This window comes from Hyunsoonleella sp. 2307UL5-6 (assembly GCF_047345485.1).
Lineage (GTDB): Bacteria > Bacteroidota > Bacteroidia > Flavobacteriales > Flavobacteriaceae > Jejuia.
Map to the genome: position 1 here is coordinate 251,739 of NZ_JBLFEN010000003.1, position 20,973 is coordinate 272,711.

10 protein-coding genes are annotated in these 20,973 nt (G+C 34.7%); all 10 read left to right on the forward strand.

Features of this window, described 5'->3' with window-relative positions:
* Nucleotides 1–2 precede the first annotated feature (2 nt).
* Nucleotides 3–3,032: a sugar-binding domain-containing protein gene (locus ACKGJY_RS07120; RefSeq protein WP_413973179.1), complete on the forward strand. Its 3,030-nt coding sequence runs from the start codon at nucleotides 3–5 to the stop codon at nucleotides 3,030–3,032.
* Nucleotides 3,033–3,139: 107 nt separating this feature from the next.
* Nucleotides 3,140–4,318 carry an alginate lyase family protein gene (locus ACKGJY_RS07125; RefSeq protein ID WP_413973180.1) on the forward strand — a complete coding sequence of 393 codons (1,179 nt, stop codon included), beginning with the start codon at nucleotides 3,140–3,142 and terminating at the stop codon, nucleotides 4,316–4,318.
* A gap of 4 nt (nucleotides 4,319–4,322) precedes the next feature.
* Complete coding sequence (locus ACKGJY_RS07130) at nucleotides 4,323–7,712, forward strand: glycosyl hydrolase (RefSeq protein ID WP_413973181.1); 3,390 nt, start codon at nucleotides 4,323–4,325, stop codon at nucleotides 7,710–7,712.
* A gap of 6 nt (nucleotides 7,713–7,718) precedes the next feature.
* Nucleotides 7,719–11,222: a glycosyl hydrolase gene (locus tag ACKGJY_RS07135; RefSeq protein ID WP_413973182.1), complete on the forward strand. Its 3,504-nt coding sequence runs from the start codon at nucleotides 7,719–7,721 to the stop codon at nucleotides 11,220–11,222.
* The gene (locus tag ACKGJY_RS07140; RefSeq protein WP_413973183.1) at nucleotides 11,212–12,651 is read left to right on the forward strand and encodes a BNR-4 repeat-containing protein; all 1,440 of its coding nucleotides are present in this window, start codon (nucleotides 11,212–11,214) and stop codon (nucleotides 12,649–12,651) included. The genes ACKGJY_RS07135 and ACKGJY_RS07140 overlap by 11 nt, the downstream gene beginning before the upstream one ends.
* A gap of 15 nt (nucleotides 12,652–12,666) precedes the next feature.
* Nucleotides 12,667–13,992 carry a sulfatase-like hydrolase/transferase gene (locus tag ACKGJY_RS07145; RefSeq protein ID WP_413973184.1) on the forward strand — a complete coding sequence of 442 codons (1,326 nt, stop codon included), beginning with the start codon at nucleotides 12,667–12,669 and terminating at the stop codon, nucleotides 13,990–13,992.
* Between the two features lie 3 nt (nucleotides 13,993–13,995).
* A complete protein-coding gene (locus ACKGJY_RS07150) occupies nucleotides 13,996–15,519 on the forward strand; it encodes a sulfatase (RefSeq protein WP_413973185.1) in 1,524 nt (507 codons plus the stop codon).
* Between the two features lie 19 nt (nucleotides 15,520–15,538).
* Entirely contained in the window at nucleotides 15,539–17,029 is a 1,491-nt protein-coding gene (locus ACKGJY_RS07155) for a sulfatase (protein WP_413973186.1), read from the forward strand.
* A 62-nt stretch (nucleotides 17,030–17,091) separates the two neighbouring features.
* Nucleotides 17,092–18,474 carry a sulfatase gene (locus tag ACKGJY_RS07160; protein ID WP_413973187.1) on the forward strand — a complete coding sequence of 461 codons (1,383 nt, stop codon included), beginning with the start codon at nucleotides 17,092–17,094 and terminating at the stop codon, nucleotides 18,472–18,474.
* A gap of 5 nt (nucleotides 18,475–18,479) precedes the next feature.
* The gene (locus ACKGJY_RS07165) at nucleotides 18,480–20,972 is read left to right on the forward strand and encodes a heparinase II/III family protein (protein WP_413973188.1); all 2,493 of its coding nucleotides are present in this window, start codon (nucleotides 18,480–18,482) and stop codon (nucleotides 20,970–20,972) included.
* The last annotated feature ends 1 nt before the right edge of the window (nucleotide 20,973 follow it).

Consider the following 20,973-nt stretch of genomic DNA (forward strand, 5'->3'; position numbering starts at 1 on the left):
TAATGAAAAATGTCCTTGCTTTCTTATTTTTTATACTATGCGTTTCTTTTAGTAACGCACAAAGAACGGTAGTAAATTTAAATAATAATTGGCAATTTATTCTTGAAGATGATGCCTCTTTTTTTAAGGAAGATGTAGATGACTCTTCATGGAAAACCTTAAACGTGCCTCACGATTGGTCGTTCGAAAAAGGCGTTCGAAAAGGCGGCGACCAAGGACAAGGTGGTGGTTATCACGATGGTGGTATTGGTTGGTATCGCAAACAATTCAATGTGAAAAAAGAAAGTCTTTCTAAAATCACATACATCAATTTTGATGGTGTGTATATGAATAGTGAGGTTTGGGTTAATGGCAATTACTTAGGAAAACGCCCTTATGGCTATATCAGTTTTCGATACGATATTTCAAAACACTTAAAAGATGGCATAAACACCATTGCGGTTAGAGTTGATAATAGTTTAGAACCTTCTGCACGTTGGTATCACCCTTGCGGCATTTATGCAGCGGTTAAGTTGATTGAAGTAAACCCAGTTCATTTTAAACCTAATACCATTTTTATAACGACGCCTTCAATAGAAAAGCAAAAGGCTATTGTAAATATTGATGCTGAAGTTTCTGAAACTCAAAAAGGTTTAGAATATGAAGTAAAACTATTCTCCCCAACAGGAAAACAGCTCAATAAAAGTTGCGAAAAACTAAAATCAAATACACTATCAGTTCAGTTAGAAGTTAAAAATCCAGAATTGTGGAGTCCAGAAACACCAGTTTTATACAAAGCAGTCACTAAAATTCTAGATGGTAAAAACGTTATAGATGAAATAGAAACCAATTTCGGTTTTAAAATGGTAGAATGGAAAACCGAAACAGGCTTTTGGTTAAATGGCGAAAACGTAAAATTAAAAGGCACTTGCGAACATTGGGAAGGTGGTCCTGTAGGTGGTGCATGGACAAAACCTATGCTACGCTGGAAATTGCAATCTTTAAAAGATATGGGCATTAATGCCATTCGTCCTTCTCATAACCCAACACCACCTATGTTTTATGATATTTGTGATGAAATTGGGTTGCTAGTTATGGATGAAATTTTTGATGGCTGGCATAAAAAAGCACCACAAGATTATGGCAAACAAGCTTTTGATGAATGGTGGCAACGCGATGTAAAAGAATGGATTACTCGAGACCGCAACCACGCCAGTATTTTTGTGTGGAGTTTAGGAAACGAAACGCATAGTGATGTAGCTCCTGATATGGTGAAATTTGGTAAAAGTTTAGACCCAACTCGATTATTTACATCCGGTGCAGGAAACCCTGAGGATATGGATATTCAGGGCGTTAATGGCGGTTCTGAGACAAAATCGTTTATTGAAAGTAAAACCTTTGATAAACCCTTTATTTCTACCGAAGCACCACATACATGGCAAACACGAGGCTATTATAGAACCCATACTTGGTGGCGAGATAATGAATTACCAGGAACTTACGACTTACCCAATTTAACCGAAAAAGAAATCTTTTTTTATGAAGGTATAAACCCAAAAGATTGGAGAAACAGAAAGCAACGTTTTAATTCATCTTATGATAATGCAACGGTACGTGTTTCTGCAAGAAAATATTGGGAAGTGATGCGAGATACGCCATGGCATAGTGGGCATTTCCGTTGGACGGGTTTCGATTATTATGGAGAAGCTGGTTTGGTACACGGTGGCTTACCATTCAATTTATTTATGGGCGGCGCATTAGATGTTGCTGGTTTTAAAAAGGACTTATTCTATTTTTATAAAAGTCAGTGGACAAAAGAACCTATGGTTCATATTCTGCCACACTGGACACACCCTAGAATGAAAAAAGGAACGGTTATTCCAGTTTGGGTATATTCAAATGCTGATGAAGTAGAGTTGTTTTTAAACGGAAAATCTCTTGGAAAAGACAAACCAGGAACCGTTTGGAATGAGATGCAATGCGAATGGATGGTTCCATATGAAACAGGTACTATTGAGGCTGTAGCTTATATTGATGGCAAAGAAGTAAAACGCACTTCGTTTAGTACAAGCAAGCAACCCTCTAAATTGAAAACAACAATAGATAAGTTAGATGCTGAAGGAGGATTTGAAGCGAGTTATATTATCACATCTGAAAGTCTAGATGAAAATGACAATCTCTATCCTTACGGAGAAAATAAAATCTACTACAATATTCAAGGTGATTTAAATAAGGTTTCTATGGAAAATGGAAATCCTATAGACCCGACAAGTAGAACAAAATCAGACTTTAGAGCTTTATTTTTCGGAAAGTCACGTCTGTTTTTGAGACAACAACCTAATGCTAAAAAAGCGTCAGTTATCACAGGCGGAATTCTAGGGGATAAAGCATTATATCTCTCAAATACGATTTCAATTTCAGCAGAAGATATTTCAATTCTAGGAGATTCAAAACCTTCTAATTTAGAAATTCGTTACACTACAAATGGAGATGATCCTGAAACCAAAGGATTATCATATAACGCGCCTTTTCAAATTTCAAATGGTACAACTGTAAAAGCGATTGTCAAGAAAAATGGAAGTGTAGTTTTAACCATGGAAGAAACGTTTGGTAAAAACGAAGGCTTGTTTTGGGGTAATGAACACTCTGCAGATATGTGGATTGGTAGGGGCGTAAATATTTCTGCCGAAGATGGTATTCTTGAAGGAGCAGCAAAAGCCGATAAAAACGCGCGTCGTTATAAAGGCACTGGTTTTGTGCGATTTGATGGTGAAGAAGGCGCCATAACATGGTATCAAGAAAATGACGGCGAACCAGGTGATTACAGTATCCGCTTTAGATACATGCACAATAATAAAGGGAAATTACACCCAATGAAACTGTATGTAAATGATGAATACGTTAGAACCTTGGATTTTAAAGCAACAGGAGGTTGGGAAAAAGAATGGAAGTTTGTGCCAACCATTATAGTATTGCAATCTGGAGCCAATAATATAAAACTAGAAACCACTGGTGAAAGTGGTCCATTTATAGACGAGTTGTTTGTGGATTAAAACTAAAAGTATGATGACCGTTATTTACATAGTTGGGGCTTTACTCGTGTTTAATGTGTTGTTATTCAAGTTTAGTTGTAATGACGATACTAAATAAAAATACTTATATGACAAACAAGATAACATGTTATACAAAGCTATTTGTCATACTTTTAATAAGTATTTTTGCTCATGCTCAACGGCAAACTGAAAAGATTCAAATTATTGATTATCAGTTATTAGAGGCTCAAAAGTTACGAATTAATAATGGAGATGAAATAGCTGTTAACACTTACAATCACCTGATAAAAAAAGCAAATTCATTATTAACCATAAAAGGATTTTCTGTAGTACATAAAACGGGTTTACCTCCAAGTAAAGATAAACATGATTATATGAGTATTGGTCCTTATTGGTGGCCAAATCCAAATACGTCAGATGGATTGCCTTATATTAGAAAAGATGGAGAAATAAACCCAGAAACTCGAAATAATTATACAGATTTTGCAGAGATAGATAACTTTTTTTCAGCGGTAAAAACTTTAAAAAAAGCTTTTTATTACAGTGATGATGTAAAATATGCCAACAAAAATTTAGAGTTAATAAATACTTGGTTTTTAAATGAAGAAACTAAAATGAATCCCAACGTCAATTTTGGGCAATCCATACCAGGGAAAAATAGTGGAAGGTGTTTTGGAATCATTGAATTTGGAGGACTTTTAGAAGTTATAGAATTTTTAGAATTAGCCAGAGATAAAAATATCCTTGGTAATGCAATAGAAAGTGGAATGTTTACATGGTTTACCGAATATTCAAACTGGTTAAAAAACAGTGAACTAGGTAGAGAAGAAGCCACTAGGAAAAATAACCATGGCACACATTATGATGCGCAATTGCTAAGTGTTTTGGTATACTTAAATAAAATCGAAGAAGTTAAAAACTATCTTTCAACTACAACAAAAGCTAGAATTTTCAGTCAAATAGAACCTGATGGCAGTCAGCCTTTAGAATTGGCTAGAACGAAATCTTTTTCTTATTCTGTAATGAATTTACATGGCTTCTTAGAGCTGGCAATAATTGGACAAAAAGTAGGTGTAGATCTTTGGAATATAGCTTCTGAAGATGGTAGAAGCATAAAAAAAGGATACGAGTTTATATTACCTTATATAACCAAACAAAAAGAGTGGCAATACAAACAAATAAAAGACAGAAAGCACTCTGAAGAAAAGTTAATTTCAGATCTACGACATGCTTGTAAACAATTTAAAGACAATTCTTTTGATAAAGTACTTCAGCAACTAAACTAAAAAAATGAAAAATATAATTTTATTATTCTTCTGTTTAACTTTGATTTTAGCATCTTGTAAAAATAAAAATAGTGAACAACATCTTTCGAAAGAAACGATAACGCTAGAAGAAGGTTTTAAAAATCCACCTTTAGCATCTAAACCCAGAACATGGTATCATATAAACAGTGGAAATGCGTCTAAAGAAGGGTTTACCAAAGATTTAAAAGCCATAAAAGAAGCTGGTATTGGTGGTGTTTTAGTGTTTAATGTGTCTATGGGTTTACCTGAAGGGGATGTGGCCTATAATTCTCAAGAACATCGTGATATTCTAGCGCATGGAGCTAAAGAATGTGAAAAACTCGGACTAAGTTTTGGTGTGCACAATTGTGATGGATGGACGTCTAGTGGAGGCCCTTGGGTAACTCCTGAAAATGCTATGAAAGCTGTGGTGAATAGCCAAGTAATTGTTAAAGGAGGTAAACAAGTAACTATAAAATTACCACAACCACCTGCTAGACATAATTTTTATAAAGATATTGCTGTGGTTGCGTATCCGTCGTTAGAAACTGAATTGATTGATAATAGTGTAAACCCAATTATTACCTCTTCAGATAAAGCGTTTAATCCAAAATTAGCAACAGACCATCAAACCAATACGCATGCCGATTTAAAAGCAAACCAATGGGTGCAATATGATTATGGGAAACCGCATACCATCCGCTCTATGTCTGTTTTTATTAATAAACGAAAGGGACGATTAACGTTGTTAAAGTCAAATGACGGTGTCAATTTTACCTTGGCTCACAAACCTAACGAAGAACGCATTGGTAAAGATGAATGTTATTTTTCAGAACATTTTAAACCCATTACTGCGCGTTATTTTAGAATAGTTACCGAATTAGATACTGGTATTTACGAAATGCAGCTTTCTGCAAATCATACTTTAGGTAATCAATTAGAATTTACATCATACAGAAAGAATAGGCGTCGTGTTATAAATCCAGATAAAGCAACCTATATAAAAAACGATGATATTATTGTTTTAACTGATAAAATGGATGATGACGGTGTTTTAAAAGTAAAATTACCTAAAGGAAATTGGACTATCATGCGTTTTGGTTTTACAGCTTCTGGTGCTACAAACGAACCAGCATCTGATGAAGGTACAGGACTTGAAGTTGATAAGTTTAGTAAAAAAGCTTTAAAACTGCATTACGATGCTTTTGTTGGTAAATTAGTAAAACAAGCAAAGGTTGATGCGCCAAATGCATTACAATATGTAGAAATTGATAGTTATGAAGTTGGGCCACAAAACTGGACAGATGATATGGAACAACTATTTCAAGAGCGCTTTGGATACGATTTCACACCATTTTTATTGATGTATGCTGGCAAGTATATAGAAAATAACGATACCGTTGAAGCCGTTATTTGGGATATGAAACAATTGGTAAGCGATTTAATGGTCACTAATTATTTCGATTATTTCACAGAATTATGTCATCAAGATGGTTTGATATCTTATATAGAGCCTTACGGTTTTGTTGGGCCTTTTAATAGTTTAGATGCCGGTAGAAGTGCCGATATACCTATGGGCGAATTTTGGTTGGGTAAACCAAACAAACATAAGCGTGCAGCAGTTTCTTCAGGGCATATTTACGGTAAAAATGTGATTTCTGCAGAAGCCTTTACTAGCACAAAACTAAATTGGGGTTTTCATCCAGCTTTAGCCAAAGAGAAGGGTGATTATGAATGGACGAATGGTATTAATGAGTATATGTTTCATCGGTTTGCGCATCAATCTAATACGCATGTAAAACCAGGAATGAGTATGAGTTTTGTTGGCTCTCATATTGATAGAACGCAAACTTGGTGGGACAATGCAGGTCCAGAATGGTTTCAATATTTAGCAAGAGGGTCTTATATGCTACGTCAAGGAAATCCTGTTCTTGATGTATTAGTTTTTGTGGGAGATAGAGCGCCAAGTCACGTGGTTCACGCAAACCAAATGCGACCTAAATTGCCAGCAGCTTATAAGTATGATTGTGTGAATTCAGATGTTATTATCAATCGTTTAAAAATGCAAGATGGTAAACTAACACTACCAAACGGAATTACTTATAATGCGTTGTCTTTACAGAGACATGATATCATCAATATTGAAACGTTAAGAGGTATTCATAAGCTTTCTCAACAAGGCGCATTAATTGTAGGAACGAAACCAAATAAACTCGGAGGTTATAATATTACTGATGCTATGGAAGCTGAATTTAAAATACTTGTAGATGCTATTTGGTCTAGTAAAAAAACATATAACAATCTAGAGTGGGAAGAAATTTTTAAAGCAAACAACATTCAAAAAGATGTAATTGTTGAAGGGCAGCCCGATTTTAATTACTATCACAGACGTACTGAAAACGAGGATATTTACTTCATTTATAATCACAATCAAACGGAATCAGAACTGCTTAACTGTAGTTTTCTAGTAGATGGAAAAGTACCCGAATTTTGGAATGCAGAAACCGGTGAGATTACTAAATTAGTGGAGTATACGAGTGAAAATGGAAGAACCAATATTGCAATTCAAATGCATCCACAAGAATCAGTTTTTGTGGTTTTTAAAGAGGAAAAAAATAAACGTCCTAAAGTTGCTTATGAAGCATCTAACAATAAGCTACCAAAACCTTCATTTAAATTAAATGATGAAAATAATTTACAAATGCAGGCGTATAAAAATGGAAGTTATTCTGCAATAGTAAATGCTTCAGAACGATGGAAAGTTGACGTTACAGATATTCCAAATCCTGTTGAAATAAAAGGAAATTGGCAAATTGATTTTAGAGAAGAAGATTTTTATAAAGCAACAGTAAAAACGGACACCTTGTTTGATTGGACAACACACAGCACAGAGGAAATTAAATATTATTCTGGCACTGCCATTTATAAAACAATATGTACTATTGAAAAAGGATTTTTGAAATCAGACAGACAATTCCAACTTAATTTAGGAGACGTTAATGTGATTGCAAAAGTGATTTTAAATGGAAAAGATATGGGCGTAAGTTGGTTAGCACCATACACCTTAGATATTACTTCAGCATTAAAAGAAGGCGATAATACTTTAGAAATTCAAATCACCAACCAATGGACAAACCGTTTAATTGGCGATGAAAAATTACCCAACCAAACTGGTTATGACGTTAGAAGAGGACAGCCTGGTTTTGGCGATGCAGAATTTAGAGGTAAGTTTAAAAAAATGCCAGAATGGTTTAGAAATAACGAGCCATTACCTGAAGGTCCTCGAAAAACATTCAGTGCCTACGGATTTCAAAAAGCAACCGATCCATTATTACCTTCGGGTTTGTTGGGTCCTGTTACTATTTCTACATCAAAAATTATTAAACATCAATAAAACATAATGAAAAAAATAGGCTTTATAATTTTACTATTGTTGTGTTTGTGCTGCAATCAATCCATGCAAACAAAAGAGGCGTCTGTCCCTTTAGAAGCAGGGTTTAAAAACCCACCAAACGACGCAAAAGCAAGAACCTGGTGGCATTGGATAAGTGGTAATGTTTCTAAATCTGGAATCACAAAAGATTTAGAAGCCATGAAACAAGTGGGCATTCAAGAGGCGCAATTGTTTAATGTACACTTAGGGTTTCCGCAAGGTTCTGTAAAATATTTAAGCGAGGAATGGTTAGATTTATTTCAATTTTCAGCTGAAGAAGCCAAACGTTTAGGATTAGAACTGGCATTTCATAATAGCGCAGGGTGGTCGTCTAGTGGCGGACCGTGGGTAACTCCAGAACATGCGATGCAAACTGTAGTTTCTAGTGAATTACCTGTTGAAGGAAACCAATGGTTTAAAGGCAAATTACCACAACCAGAATCCAAATTTGAGTATTATAAAGATATTGCAGTTTTGGCGTTTCCTAAGCCTAAAGAAAATCTGAAAATTGGGGGTTTAGATTATAAGATGCTATCCGAACGTGTTCGAAATCACTTATTACCTGACGATAAAACCATTGCTAAATCAGCAACCATTCAAAAAGAATCTATTATTGATGTAACGGCTCGTCTTTCTGAAGATGGATTTTTAGAGTGGCAAGTGCCAAAAGGCGATTGGATTATTTTAAGATTAGGGCATACGCCTATTGGGACTAGAAACCGTCCTGCCGCTGCAGGTGGTGGTGGTTTAGAGGTTGATAAGATGAGTAAAATAGCACTTGATGCCTATTGGGAAGGCGGAATTCAACCGATAATTAATAAGCTAGGTGATTTAATAGGAACAACAGTCAATAATTGTTTAATTGATAGTTATGAGGTAGAAACCACTAATTGGACAACTGGTTTTGATACCGAATTTGAAAAATTAAGAGGTTATAATGTACTGCCGTATTTGCCAACTTTAGCTGGCTATTATGTTGAAAGTGGTGAAACCTCAGAACGCTTTTTATGGGATTTTAGAAGAACCATCGGCGATTTAATAGCCGAAAACTATTATGCACACTTTGGACAGTTATGTCATAAAAACGGGATGAAATTTTCTGTAGAACCGTATTGGGGACCTTTTGATAATATGCAAGTGGGTGCTACTGGAGATATTGTGATGTGCGAGTTTTGGAGTGGCGGTTATCCGTTTTTTGATTCCTCAAAATTTGTATCGTCTATTGCACATTTAAACGGAAGTTCCATTGTAGGCGCAGAATCGTTTACAGGCGTAGGTGGTTGGGATGAACACCCAGCACAACTAAAATCTATAGGTGATAGAGCATGGGCTGAAGGCATTACGCGCTTTATATTTCATACCTACGTTCATCAACCTTGGGATGTGGCTCCAGGTTTAGCCTTGAGTTATCATGGTACAGATTTTAATAGATTAAATACGTGGTGGGAGCAAGGTAAAGGCTTTATGGATTATATAGCTCGTTCTCAATTTTTATTGCAGCAAGGAATAAATGTTACAGATGTATTGGTTTTTACTGGAGAATCTTCGCCAAATACAGCGTTTTTAAAGCCGGAAATTAAAGCCATGGGCTATGACTACGATTTGATTGGAGCGAATAAATTACAAGATTTGTTTGTTAAAGATGGTTTTATTTGTACACCAGTTGGTGGCAAATACAAGGTGTTACAGTTACCACAGTCCGATTGGGCAAAACCTGAAACGCTGGAAAAAGTAAGGGATTTGGTAAACGATGGTGCACATGTTATTGGAGCTAAACCATCAAAATCACCTAGTTTGAATGATTTTCCAAAGTGCGATGCTGAAGTGGTAAAGCTAACAAAGGATTTATGGGATTCAGGATTGGTTACCGATAAATCGATTGAAGACTACTTAATCGAAAGTAATACTCCAGCTGATTTTAGTTTAGAAAATGAAGATAAAACAGATATTAATTTCATCCATAGAAAAACCGAGGCTGCCGATATTTATTTTATTGCGAATGCCAGAAAAGAAAGTCGCGACATTACAGCAAATTTTAGAGTCTCAGGAAAACAACCTGAATTATGGAATGCCGAAACAGGTAAAACGAAAGATTTGGCAGTTTATAAAGAAAACGGAGATGGCACTACAACCGTACCAATTTCATTAGGTATGGAAGGGGCTGTTTTTATCATATTTAAAAAGTTAATACCAGCTAAAGTTCATCTTGTAGAAGCCAATGTGCAAGTTGAAAAACCAAATTTAGAACCGCTATCTAATTTAGAAATTATTAAAGCGGAATACGGTACGTTTTTGCAAGAAGGACTTGTTGATATCACAGATAAAGTAAATAATGCTATTAGTAATGGAAAACTAGATTTTAAAATGTCTCGTGCATTTTGCGATTGTGATCCTGCTATGGGTTACAAGAAAGAGTTTAGAATGGAATACCAAATTGGGGATTCTATTCATCAAATTTATGCGGAAGAACGAGAACATATTACTATTGATGCAGGTGATAAAAAATTAAAGGTTTTAAAAGCGGTATTTGGCAAGTTCAAAGCAGAAACTAAAGGTATTCCAAAAAACTATAAAACCTATACTATTACTGGGAAAATTAAGGGTTTAGTGGCTTCTGGAGATTTAAATATTCCAGTATCTAATGAGTTAATTGAAAATCGAGAAGTAGAAGGCGGTAAAACCACTTTAAAAATCACCTATGTTACAGATGGCGAAGAACGTACCCTATTTATTTCAGAAGGACAAATTTTAAAATTATCAAAAGAAAAAACAACATCTGAATTGGTTTATGTTGATGACACTATAAATTGGGTAACACCCTATAACGGAAAATTAACCTATAAAACTACATCGGGTGCAACACATTCTGTGGAGGTTAAATCGGTGCCTCAACCTATAGAATTATCTGGTACTTGGGATGTCTCATTTCCACCAAATTTAGGAGCACCAGAAAAAGCGAAGTTTGATAAACTTATATCATGGGCAGACGCTGATGATGAAGGTATTCAGCATTTTTCAGGAACTGCAACTTATAAAAAGGAGTTTGAGCTGGCTGATGATTTAGTTCAATCTGATAAACGTTTGGAATTAGATTTAGGAAGTGTAGCGGTTATAGCAGAGGTTTATATCAACGGAAAAAATGTGGGCATTTTATGGAAAGCACCTTTCAGAATACATATTGACGATTTTGTAAAAACAGGTAAAAATGTTTTAGAAGTAAAACTTACAAACCTCTGGCCAAATCGATTAATTGGCGATGAAGGCTTACCTTTAGATTTTGAGCGTAAGGGCAACAAAATGAAAAGCTTACCTGATTGGTTGTTGAATACTAAAGCGCGCCCATCCAAACGAATAACATTCCCATCTTGGAACCATTATAAAAAAGATGATGCACTGATAACATCTGGGTTACTGGGACCAGTCAAAATTAACATCTTTAAAATAAAACAGATAAAAACCAATGAAGAGTAAATATTTAATATTCAAAATAAGCCTTTGTTTACTTTTTATTGGCTGCAAGCCAAATAAAAAAGACGCAGTAAGTGCTGAAAAAACAATGGAATTTGTTGAATATTTTGCCGACAATGGTTTTGGAAATGCAGTGGCTATTGTACAACACCCATCAGGAGTTTATCACAACGGTATTACTTATGTGGCCTATCAAGGACCTTTAGAAGATCCGTATGTAGCTTCTTATAATCACAAAACTAAAGAATGGAAAGGGCCATTTAAAGCAGGTGTTAGTGAAATGGGTAAAGACCCAAATCGTAAAAAAAGAATAGATAACCATGGTAAACCAGCACTACTTATTGATGATGCTGGTTATATTCATATTGCTTTTGGAGGCCATGGTGGAACACGAGAAAATGGTGAGAATATTTTAGGAAATCATCACTATGGTAAAAATTTACATGCAGTCTCTCAAAAACCATTAGATATTTCTAGTTGGGAAACACTAGACAATATTTCATTATTTGGGACGTATAGTCAGTTTGTAAAAATGGATAATGGCGATATCTATTTATTTTATCGCCATGGCGCACATAGAAGCAATTGGGTATATCAAAAATCAACTGATAATGGTGTTACATTTGACGAGCCTGTTTCATTTTTAAAACATAAACGAAGAACAACTATTGAAGCCGAAGACTCATGGTATCCATGGGTGAGTAAAGGTAATGATGACGATATTATTGTAGCATTCGATTACCATATTTGTAGAGATAATAAAAACGCTCAAGACGCACGAGGGCACATACCGGAAAGACACAATGTGTATTATATGATTTTTGATACCCACACAGGGCAATGGAAAAATGTGAAGAACGAGCCTTTAGAAATGCCTTTAACCAAAGAAATGGCAGATGAAAAAACTCTGGTAAAAAAAATACCAAATGATTGGACGTTTCAGGGAATAACTGATGTAGACTCAAACGGAAATCCGCATGTATGTATACTAGTTGGTCCAGATATAGGAGCAAAAAGGAGTGGTCCAAAACGTTTACAATATTTTAGATGGGATGGAAAAGCGTGGTTACAAAGTAAGAATTCTAACCTTCCTAGAGGTAATGGTGATGTAGAAGTAAAATCAGCAACAGAAGTTAGCATATATCTAGAAAGTGAAACCGATAATGATGTTGGAGAGATTTGTAGATGGGATAGTTTTGACGGTGGAGACACTTTTAAGAAAGCACAGGTTTTTTTAAGTCGAAAAAACTCAGGATTTGTTATTTCTGCACTTATAGATAATCCACATCCAGATGCAAGAATCGTTGTAGGAGAAAAACAAGAAGGTTCAGATTTTAGAAAAATGTATTTGTTGGGTGATCATGGACCTATTACAAGAAATAAAGAAGAAACAATATTTGAAAAACCTACCATTAATCAAACTAAAAACTAAAAAATAGAACTTATAATGAAAATTAGTAAAAAACTAACTTTAGCAATAGTTACACTAAGCATATTAATTTCCTGCGGAAAAGGCACTAAAAACGAAACAGAATCTGTTTCAACAAAAACTCAAAGTCAACCAAATATCGTATTTATTTTATCTGACGACCAATCTTGGACAGATTATAGTTTTATGGGTGATGAAAATATAGAAACTCCAAGAATAGATCAATTCGTAAAAGAGAGTTTAACGTTTACAAGAAGCTATGTGCCAACACCATTATGTTCGCCTTCGTTAGCAACAATTATTACAGGATTATATCCTAAAGACCATGGTATTTTAGGGAATGATAAAGTTTACGAGCGTGGTAATATCCGTGGAAAAGAAAGAGCAGAAGCTTATAAACCAGTTATTTCCGCTTTTGAAAAGCAAACCACACTTCCAGATATGCTAAAGGAAAAAGGGTATATGTCGTTTCAAACAGGAAAATGGTGGCATGGTAACCACAAAGTTGGAGGTTTTGATGATGGTATGACGCATGGAGACCCTAATAGAGGAGGACGTCATGGCGATTATGGATTAGAAATTGGAAGAAAAGGATTAGACACCATAAATAGTTACGTAGATGTAGCCTTAAAACAGAAGAAACCGTTCTTTTTATGGTACGCACCATTCTTACCACATAGACCTCATAATCCACCACACCGTTTGTTTGAAAAGTATCAAAAGAAAACAGATTCAGAGCATTTGGCAAAATATTGGGCAATGTGTGAATGGTTTGATGAAACCTGCGGAGAGTTATTCGATTTAATTGAAGATAAAGGATTAACAGAAAACACATTGTTTGTTTACGTATGTGATAATGGGTGGGCGCAAGATCCGACAAAAAGCGGGTATTTAAAACACTCTAAAAGAGCACCTTATGAAATGGGTATTCGTACTCCAATAATGTACAAATGGAAAGGTGAAATCACACCTAAGATGGACGATAAAACCATTACAAGTAGCATAGATATGGTGCCTACTGTACTTGATATTTTAGGTATTGAAAAACCTGAAAACCTACCAGGAATTAGCGTTTTAGATGAAAAAGCATTAAACGAGCGACAAGGTGTTTTTGGCGAAGTATATGCGCATGATTTTGATACCATTGAAAATAGTATGTTTTACAATATGGCAATTTTTCCGCCTTATAAAATCATTATTCCAGACCCTGTAAGAAAATCTAAAGAAAAAGTAAAGTTATTTAATATTGATGAAGACCCTTTTGAGGAAAACAACATTGCAGAAAGTAATCCTGAGATTGTTGCTCAATTAACAGAGAAAATTAAAGACTTTAGAACAGAATAAATTATGAAAAAAGTACACATCGTATTATTGCTAGTATTTGCTTTTATTTTTTCATGCAATAGCGAAAAAAAGAAGGAAACAAAGGAAGAGCCATCAAAACCAAACGTGCTGTTTATAGCAGTTGATGACTTAAACAATTGGATAAGTCCAATAATGGGGTTTTCAAATGCTAAAACACCAAATTTTGATAGGCTAGCAGATATGGGTGTAACGTTTACTAATGCCCATGTTCAAGCACCTTTATGTGGGCCGTCAAGAGCATCGATTATGACAGGTTTACGTCCGTCAACTACAGGTATTTACGGAATGACACCCGATAATAAAATTAGAAGAGCAAGCAATCCAGCAACCAAAGATATTACGTTTCTACCAGAATATTTTGAAAATAATGGGTATCATACTATGGGAATTGGAAAACTGTTCCATATTCATGCACCAGATAGTGTGTTTAACGAATCTGGCGGACGTGTAAAAGGTTTCGGGCCTTATCCAGAAAAACGTTTTGTTTGGGATGGTTTTGGAAAAGGCATAAAAGGTACTCACGGAAGAACGAGTACAGATTGGGGTGCATTTCCTGAAAATGATACGTTGATGCCAGACCATCAATCTGTGAATTGGGTGGTAGAGCGTTTAAATAGACAGTACGATAAACCATTTTTTATGGGACTTGGTTTTTTACGTGTTCACGTTCCGCTTTATGTGCCACAAAAATGGTTTGATTTATATCCGTTAGAAGACATTCAAACACCACCTTATTTAGCAGATGATTTGAATGATATTCCTCCAGTTGGAATGAAAATTAACGATTTACCAATGATGCCATCAACAGAATGGGCGAAAGAAAGTGGCGAATGGAAAAAAATTATACAAGCTTATATGGCTTGCATGAGTTATGTAGATTATGAATTGGGTCGTGTTTTAGATGCTTTAGAAATTAGCAAACATAAAGATAATACTATTGTTGTTTTATGGTCAGACCATGGCTATCGATTAGGTGAAAAAGGAACCTTTGCAAAACATGCTTTATGGGAAACTGCAACAAAAGCGCCCTTAATGTTTGCAGCACCTAATTTACCTAAAGGCAAGAAAATTGATGCTCCCGTTGAAATGCTTTCGCTTTATCCAACATTATTAGAGTTAAGTGGACTGCCTGAATACGAAAGAAATGAAGGAAACAGTTTAGTGTCTATGATGCAAGATGATGAGGGTATAGAGACTTCTTATGCCCTAACAACCTTCGGTATGAACAATCATGCTGTTAAAGCAAATGGGTACAGGTATATTCAATATGAAGATGGTAAAGAAGAGTTTTACGATCATAGTTTAGACCCTAACGAATGGACAAACGAAGCTGAAAATCCAAAATATAAAGAGCAAATAGCATCTATGAAAGCTCTTTTACCAGAGATTAATTCAAAATGGGATTCAAGTTCAAACTATACGTTTCAGCCTTATTTTGTAGAGCAAAAAGCAAGAACAAATGGCGAAGAGGTTAAAGATGTTAAAGTAATTGGAGCAGATAGGTAGGGGATAAAAAACACCTTAAATGAATAATATGTTGAAAAAATGGCAACATTTTATAATAGCAATACCTATAGTTATTATATCATTAACGAGTTGTGGTAATAGTGATAAGAACAAAGAGCAATTTACGGAAGCAGATTTTGATGTTGAAAAGCCAAACCTAATTTTCTATTTAGCCGACGACCAAGATGTTTACGATTATGGGTGCTACGGCAATGAAAAAGTAAATACCGCTGCTGTTGACCGTCTTGCTAAAGAAGGTATTTTATTTACAAATGCCTTTACGGCACAAGCTATTTGTGCGCCTAGTAGGTCGCAATTATTCACAGGAAAATATCCGCTTAAAAATGGGTGTTTTGCCAACCATACTGCTACGAAACCCAATATTGAAAGTGTAACTTCAAGAATGGAAAAATTAGGGTATGAGGTTGTGCTAGCTGGAAAAAGTCATGTAAAACCATCTAGTGTTTATAATTGGGATAAAGAATGGGCGCCAGTACTAAAGAAAGGTGTTCCTAGAGACTATATTCCTTTAGATAGTATTGAAAACTATTTTAGAAACTCTAAAAAACCGTTTTGTATGTTTATCACCTCAAAATATCCGCATGGGAAGTATTTTGAGGTTGAAAACCCTAAAGCTGAAGATATTAAGTTTTATCCTTTCAATATTAAGAAAAAGGATAACCCAGATTATGTAAAAGCTAAAGCGGGTTACTATAGAAGTATTGAAGAAGACAACACGCAGTTAGAAAGTGTTTTAAAATTAGTAGACTCGTATTTAAACGACAATACGCTTTTTATTTATAGTGCAGACCATGGAGTTTCTGGAAAGTTTACGGTTAAAGATATAGGGCTTAAGGTGCCATTTGTTGTACGTTGGCCTAAAGTCATTAAGCCAAATTCAAAGTCTAATCAACTCATTCATTATACAGATGTTTTACCAACATTTATGGAAATTGCAGGAGGTAAAGTATCACAAGATATCGATGGGAATAGTTTTTTACCACTTTTAAGAGGCGAAGACGTGCAAATTAATACTTATGTTTATGGTGTAAGAACCAATCAGAATATTTTAAATTCTGAAATTTTTCCTTCAAGAATGATTCGCAATAAGCGCTACAAATACATTAGAAATTTTAATTCATTGGAAGTTGTAGAACAAAATTTAACAGGAAAGTCTAATGTAGATTACTTTATAAAGCGAGGAGCAAATGCTTTTAAGAATGAACCTTTTGAAGAATTATACGATTTGAAGAGTGACCCTTTTGAACAACATAATTTAGCTAATAATTCAGATTTAAAAACCATTAAGGAAGGGTTGGCTAATGACATGTTTAGCTGGATGAAATCTCAAGGGGATATTTTAGTTGAATCAATTGGAAATATCCCTTTAATAACACCTAAAGGGGATAGAGGATTTAAGTTAGATAAAGATACTCCAAGAAGAAAAATCTCCAATTCCATAAAGAATACACTTAATACAGAAGATTACACAATTATAGAACATTGGTAAAATTAATTTTGAATTTGAATATGAAATTTCTTGTAAAGTTTATAGTAATTAGTTTCTTTTTTATGTCATGTAAAAATGAAAAAAAAGAAGAAGTTATAGTTGATAAAAATAAGCCAATGAACATCTTGTTTATTGCAGTTGACGATTTACGTCCAGAACTAAATTTTTATGGCGCTAACCATATTCTTTCGCCAAACCTTGATAATTTAGCAAGCGAAAGTTTAGTGTTCAATAAGGCGTACTGTAACGTTCCTGTTTGTGGTGCTTCAAGAGCAAGTTTACTTACAGGAACAAGACCTACAAGACATCGATTTGTAGATTATAAAACTAGAGCAGATACAGATGTGCCACATGCTATTTCTTTGCCAAAATTATTAAGACAAAACGGTTATACAACTATTTCTAACGGAAAAATTTATCATCATAATGATGACGATAGTCTAGCTTGGGATAGAAGGTGGTTTCCAAAAGGTAATATTCGAAATTATCAATTGCAAAAGAATATTACAGACAATGAGGGAGCTGGTCAAGCCCAAGGAGGGGCAATTTCACACGAAATGGCTCAAGTTAATGATACCGCCTATTTTGATGGAAAAATAGCCCAAAAAGGAATAGCAGATTTACGAATGTTAAAGGATAAAAAAGAACCGTTTTTTTTGGCATTAGGCTTTATGAAACCTCATTTGCCATTTAATGCACCAAAGAAGTATTGGGATTTGTATGATAGAAATAAAATTGAATTACCTAAAAGCTATATTCAACCCAAAAGCACACCACGAAAGGCATTTCATAATTTTGGCGAATTACGCCAGTATAACAATGTTCCTAAAAAAGGCGATTTATCCGAAGATTTAGCAAAAGAATTAATTCATGGCTACTATGCCTGCATCAGTTATGTAGATGCACAAATTGGATTGGTTTTAGATGAATTAAACCAACTAGAATTAGAAGACGATACCATTATAATTTTGTGGGGAGACCATGGTTGGAATTTAGGCGACCATAAACTGTGGTGTAAACACGTTACGTTTGAAACTGCTTTACGGACACCGTTAATGATTAAAGTACCCGGAAAAACAAAAGGAGAAAAAACAGAAGCCATTACAGAATACATTGATATTTATTCTAGTTTAACCGAACTTGTTGGTATTGAAACTCCAAATACCGTTGAAGGCAAAAGTTTTGTACCAATAATTAATGGTGAAGGATCAGATAAAGACTGGGCGGTAAGTAAATTTAAAGATGCCGTAACTTTAATAAAGGGCGATTTATTTTATACGGAATGGACAAACGATAAAGGCGTCGCTTATGTCCGTATGTTATTTGACCATAAAACAGATCCGTTAGAGTTAGATAATTTGGCTAAAAAACCTGAACATAAAGAATTGGTTAAATCACTTTCAATAGAATTAAGAGAAAAATGGGGGAAAGATTTTTTGAACTAAAAACCATGAAATTTATAAAGTATAAAATAATATTAATAGCGCTGTTGGTTAATTCATTTTATGGAAAAACCTTTAGTCAAGAATTAGAGCGCCCTTTCATTTTAGTAAAATCTAGCGAACGCAATCACATCTTAGAAAAAATTGATAAGCAACCTTGGGCTAAAGATATTTACGAAAACTTAAAACTGAAAACAGATATTCAGGTCAAACAATTTTATAAAAACCCAACAGATTATATTAAAAAATTACCGTTCAATTGGTCTGCTAAAAGCACTAGTCACTTTCCACCTTTTTTTAAAACAAGACATGTAGCCAATGGCGTTCAAGAAAATCTGGATAACGCCACAGATGAAGAATGGAAACCTGCCGAACTTTTAATAGAACATTTACAGGTTGCTCTAGACTGCAGTGAGCTATATTTTTTAACCCAAGATGAAAAATATGCCTACGTAGCAAGCACCATTCTATATTCATTTTTAAAATCGGTACAGCAATCTGAGGTTTCCGATTGGCATGGTAGAGGTGGTTGGTTATTTCCTTTTGATGGGTTTCGTGAAGTACGCGTTATAGGTTATAAGCTACCGTTAATTTATGATTTTATTCATTCGTATTTGAAAAAAGAAGGTAAGGCTTTTGATATCATAAAAAATGAAAACGTAAATTTTCCTTTTGAAGAGGCTCAAAAGGTATTTAAAACCTATGCAGATATCACGGTAAACTATGGGCAAACGGGTTCAAACCATTGTGCTTTAGAAGCACCAAGTTTGGTGTTTAATGCCTTGGCATTAGATGATAAAGCTGATCGCGAAAAGTGGTTGTCATATTTTTTATCAGAAAGTACAGATAATCAAGATGCGTTAAATATTATGGTTAAAAACTATAAAAATGTAGGTGATATTTGGCCAGAAACTTCACAGTATTTAAATCATACCACATCAATTTTAGCAAGACTCATGTTGGTAGTTAATAAATACGACCCGTCATTAAAATTGGGAGAAAAATATCCAAATGTTTTGCATGCTTTACCACGGTTGGACTATTTTGTATATCCTAATAACGAAATTGTACGCTGGGGCGATGGCCATCGGTCTGCGCACGCACCTTATGAAGCTTATGATAATGCGTATGCTTTGGCCAAAATGGATGGGTTAATGGCAATTCAAGATAAATTTGCACCACTAATTAGTAGAGCAATTAGCAAAGGAAAATATAAACGAGAAGGTACTGAGGCTTTGTTTTGGTATTCTGATAGTTTTGATAATGAATCTACTAAGATTGATTTGTCTAGAACCGATAGAGTATATCACGCAGGTATTATTTTACAGCGTAATTTAAGCGGCACAAACAATCCAAAAGATGGTTTAATGGGTTTTGTTGGGGGCGCGCACATGGTACATGGGCATGCAGAAGGTATGAATATTGAATTGTATGGAGAAGGACAGGTTTTAGGTGTAGATAATGGCAGAAAACGCTACGGTAAAGACCTTCATGAAAATTACTCTAGAATTTTTGCAGCGCATAATACAGTTATTGTTAACGGGAGTTCGCAAGGAGAAGGTGGTTGGGTTAATTTAGGAATAAATTCAGTAGAATTAATTTCAATTGAACCTAAAGCAGGAGAAGAAGCTGTTTCACCTTATCATTCATTTAGTCAAACCAGTTTTGAAGATGATAAAGGTGAAAAAGCTGAGGCCACTCAAGAGCGAACATTGGCTTTAATTAGAACATCGCCAACTACAGGTTATTATGTAGATGTATTCCGTTCAAAATCCAAACTGTCTAATGAGTACCATGATTATTTGTATCATAATATAGGCGATAAACTTGTTTTTGATAATAAGGATATGGATTTTGAAAAGACACCGGATAGATATATGGCTAATGCAAATAAAGTATGGAAGCGCAATAAACAATATAGAAACCCAGGTTGGCATTTTTTTAAAGATGTAAAGACTTCAAAAACGTATGATAAAGAAGTTAAAGCAACATTTCACACAAAAAAAATATCCGATGGTGCTGTTTTTATGCAATTACATATTCCTGATTTTAAAAACAGAACGTATACCAAAGTAAAAGCACCAATCACTTTTGAGTCTCCTGAGCCTTATAATAAAAAGCCAACTCCAACTTTAGTGATTCGAAATGAAGGCGAAGCTTGGAAAACCCCATTTGTGGTAGTTTACGAACCGTTTAATGAAAATGAAAACCCTACGATACAATCTGTTTCAAAAATAGAGCAAAATGGTGTTTATAAAGGTTTGAAAATTATAAGTAAAACACCTCTTGAAACTTTAGTGCAATATGTGATTACACAATCTAAACATGAGATATTTCAAAATAACGATTTGGGTATTAACTTTAAAGGGACTTTTGCAATAATTACTTTAGATGAAAATGAAACATTACAAAGTATTTATATTGGCGAAGGTGAAAATTTAAAATATAAAAATGAAGTTATAGAAATGGGTGAAAATAATTCGTTTTATAAAGAGTATTAAA

Coding starts and splice junctions, on each gene's coding strand:
- ACKGJY_RS07135 (WP_413973182.1), top strand. CDS start 7,719: ATGAAAAAAATAGGCTTTATAATTTTACTATTGTTGTGTTTGTGCTGC.
- ACKGJY_RS07145 (WP_413973184.1), top strand. CDS start 12,667: ATGAAAATTAGTAAAAAACTAACTTTAGCAATAGTTACACTAAGCATA.
- ACKGJY_RS07155 (WP_413973186.1), top strand. CDS start 15,539: ATGAATAATATGTTGAAAAAATGGCAACATTTTATAATAGCAATACCT.
- ACKGJY_RS07130 (WP_413973181.1), top strand. CDS start 4,323: ATGAAAAATATAATTTTATTATTCTTCTGTTTAACTTTGATTTTAGCA.
- ACKGJY_RS07125 (WP_413973180.1), top strand. CDS start 3,140: ATGACAAACAAGATAACATGTTATACAAAGCTATTTGTCATACTTTTA.
- ACKGJY_RS07140 (WP_413973183.1), top strand. CDS start 11,212: ATGAAGAGTAAATATTTAATATTCAAAATAAGCCTTTGTTTACTTTTT.
- ACKGJY_RS07150 (WP_413973185.1), top strand. CDS start 13,996: ATGAAAAAAGTACACATCGTATTATTGCTAGTATTTGCTTTTATTTTT.
- ACKGJY_RS07160 (WP_413973187.1), top strand. CDS start 17,092: ATGTCATGTAAAAATGAAAAAAAAGAAGAAGTTATAGTTGATAAAAAT.
- ACKGJY_RS07165 (WP_413973188.1), top strand. CDS start 18,480: ATGAAATTTATAAAGTATAAAATAATATTAATAGCGCTGTTGGTTAAT.
- ACKGJY_RS07120 (WP_413973179.1), top strand. CDS start 3: ATGAAAAATGTCCTTGCTTTCTTATTTTTTATACTATGCGTTTCTTTT.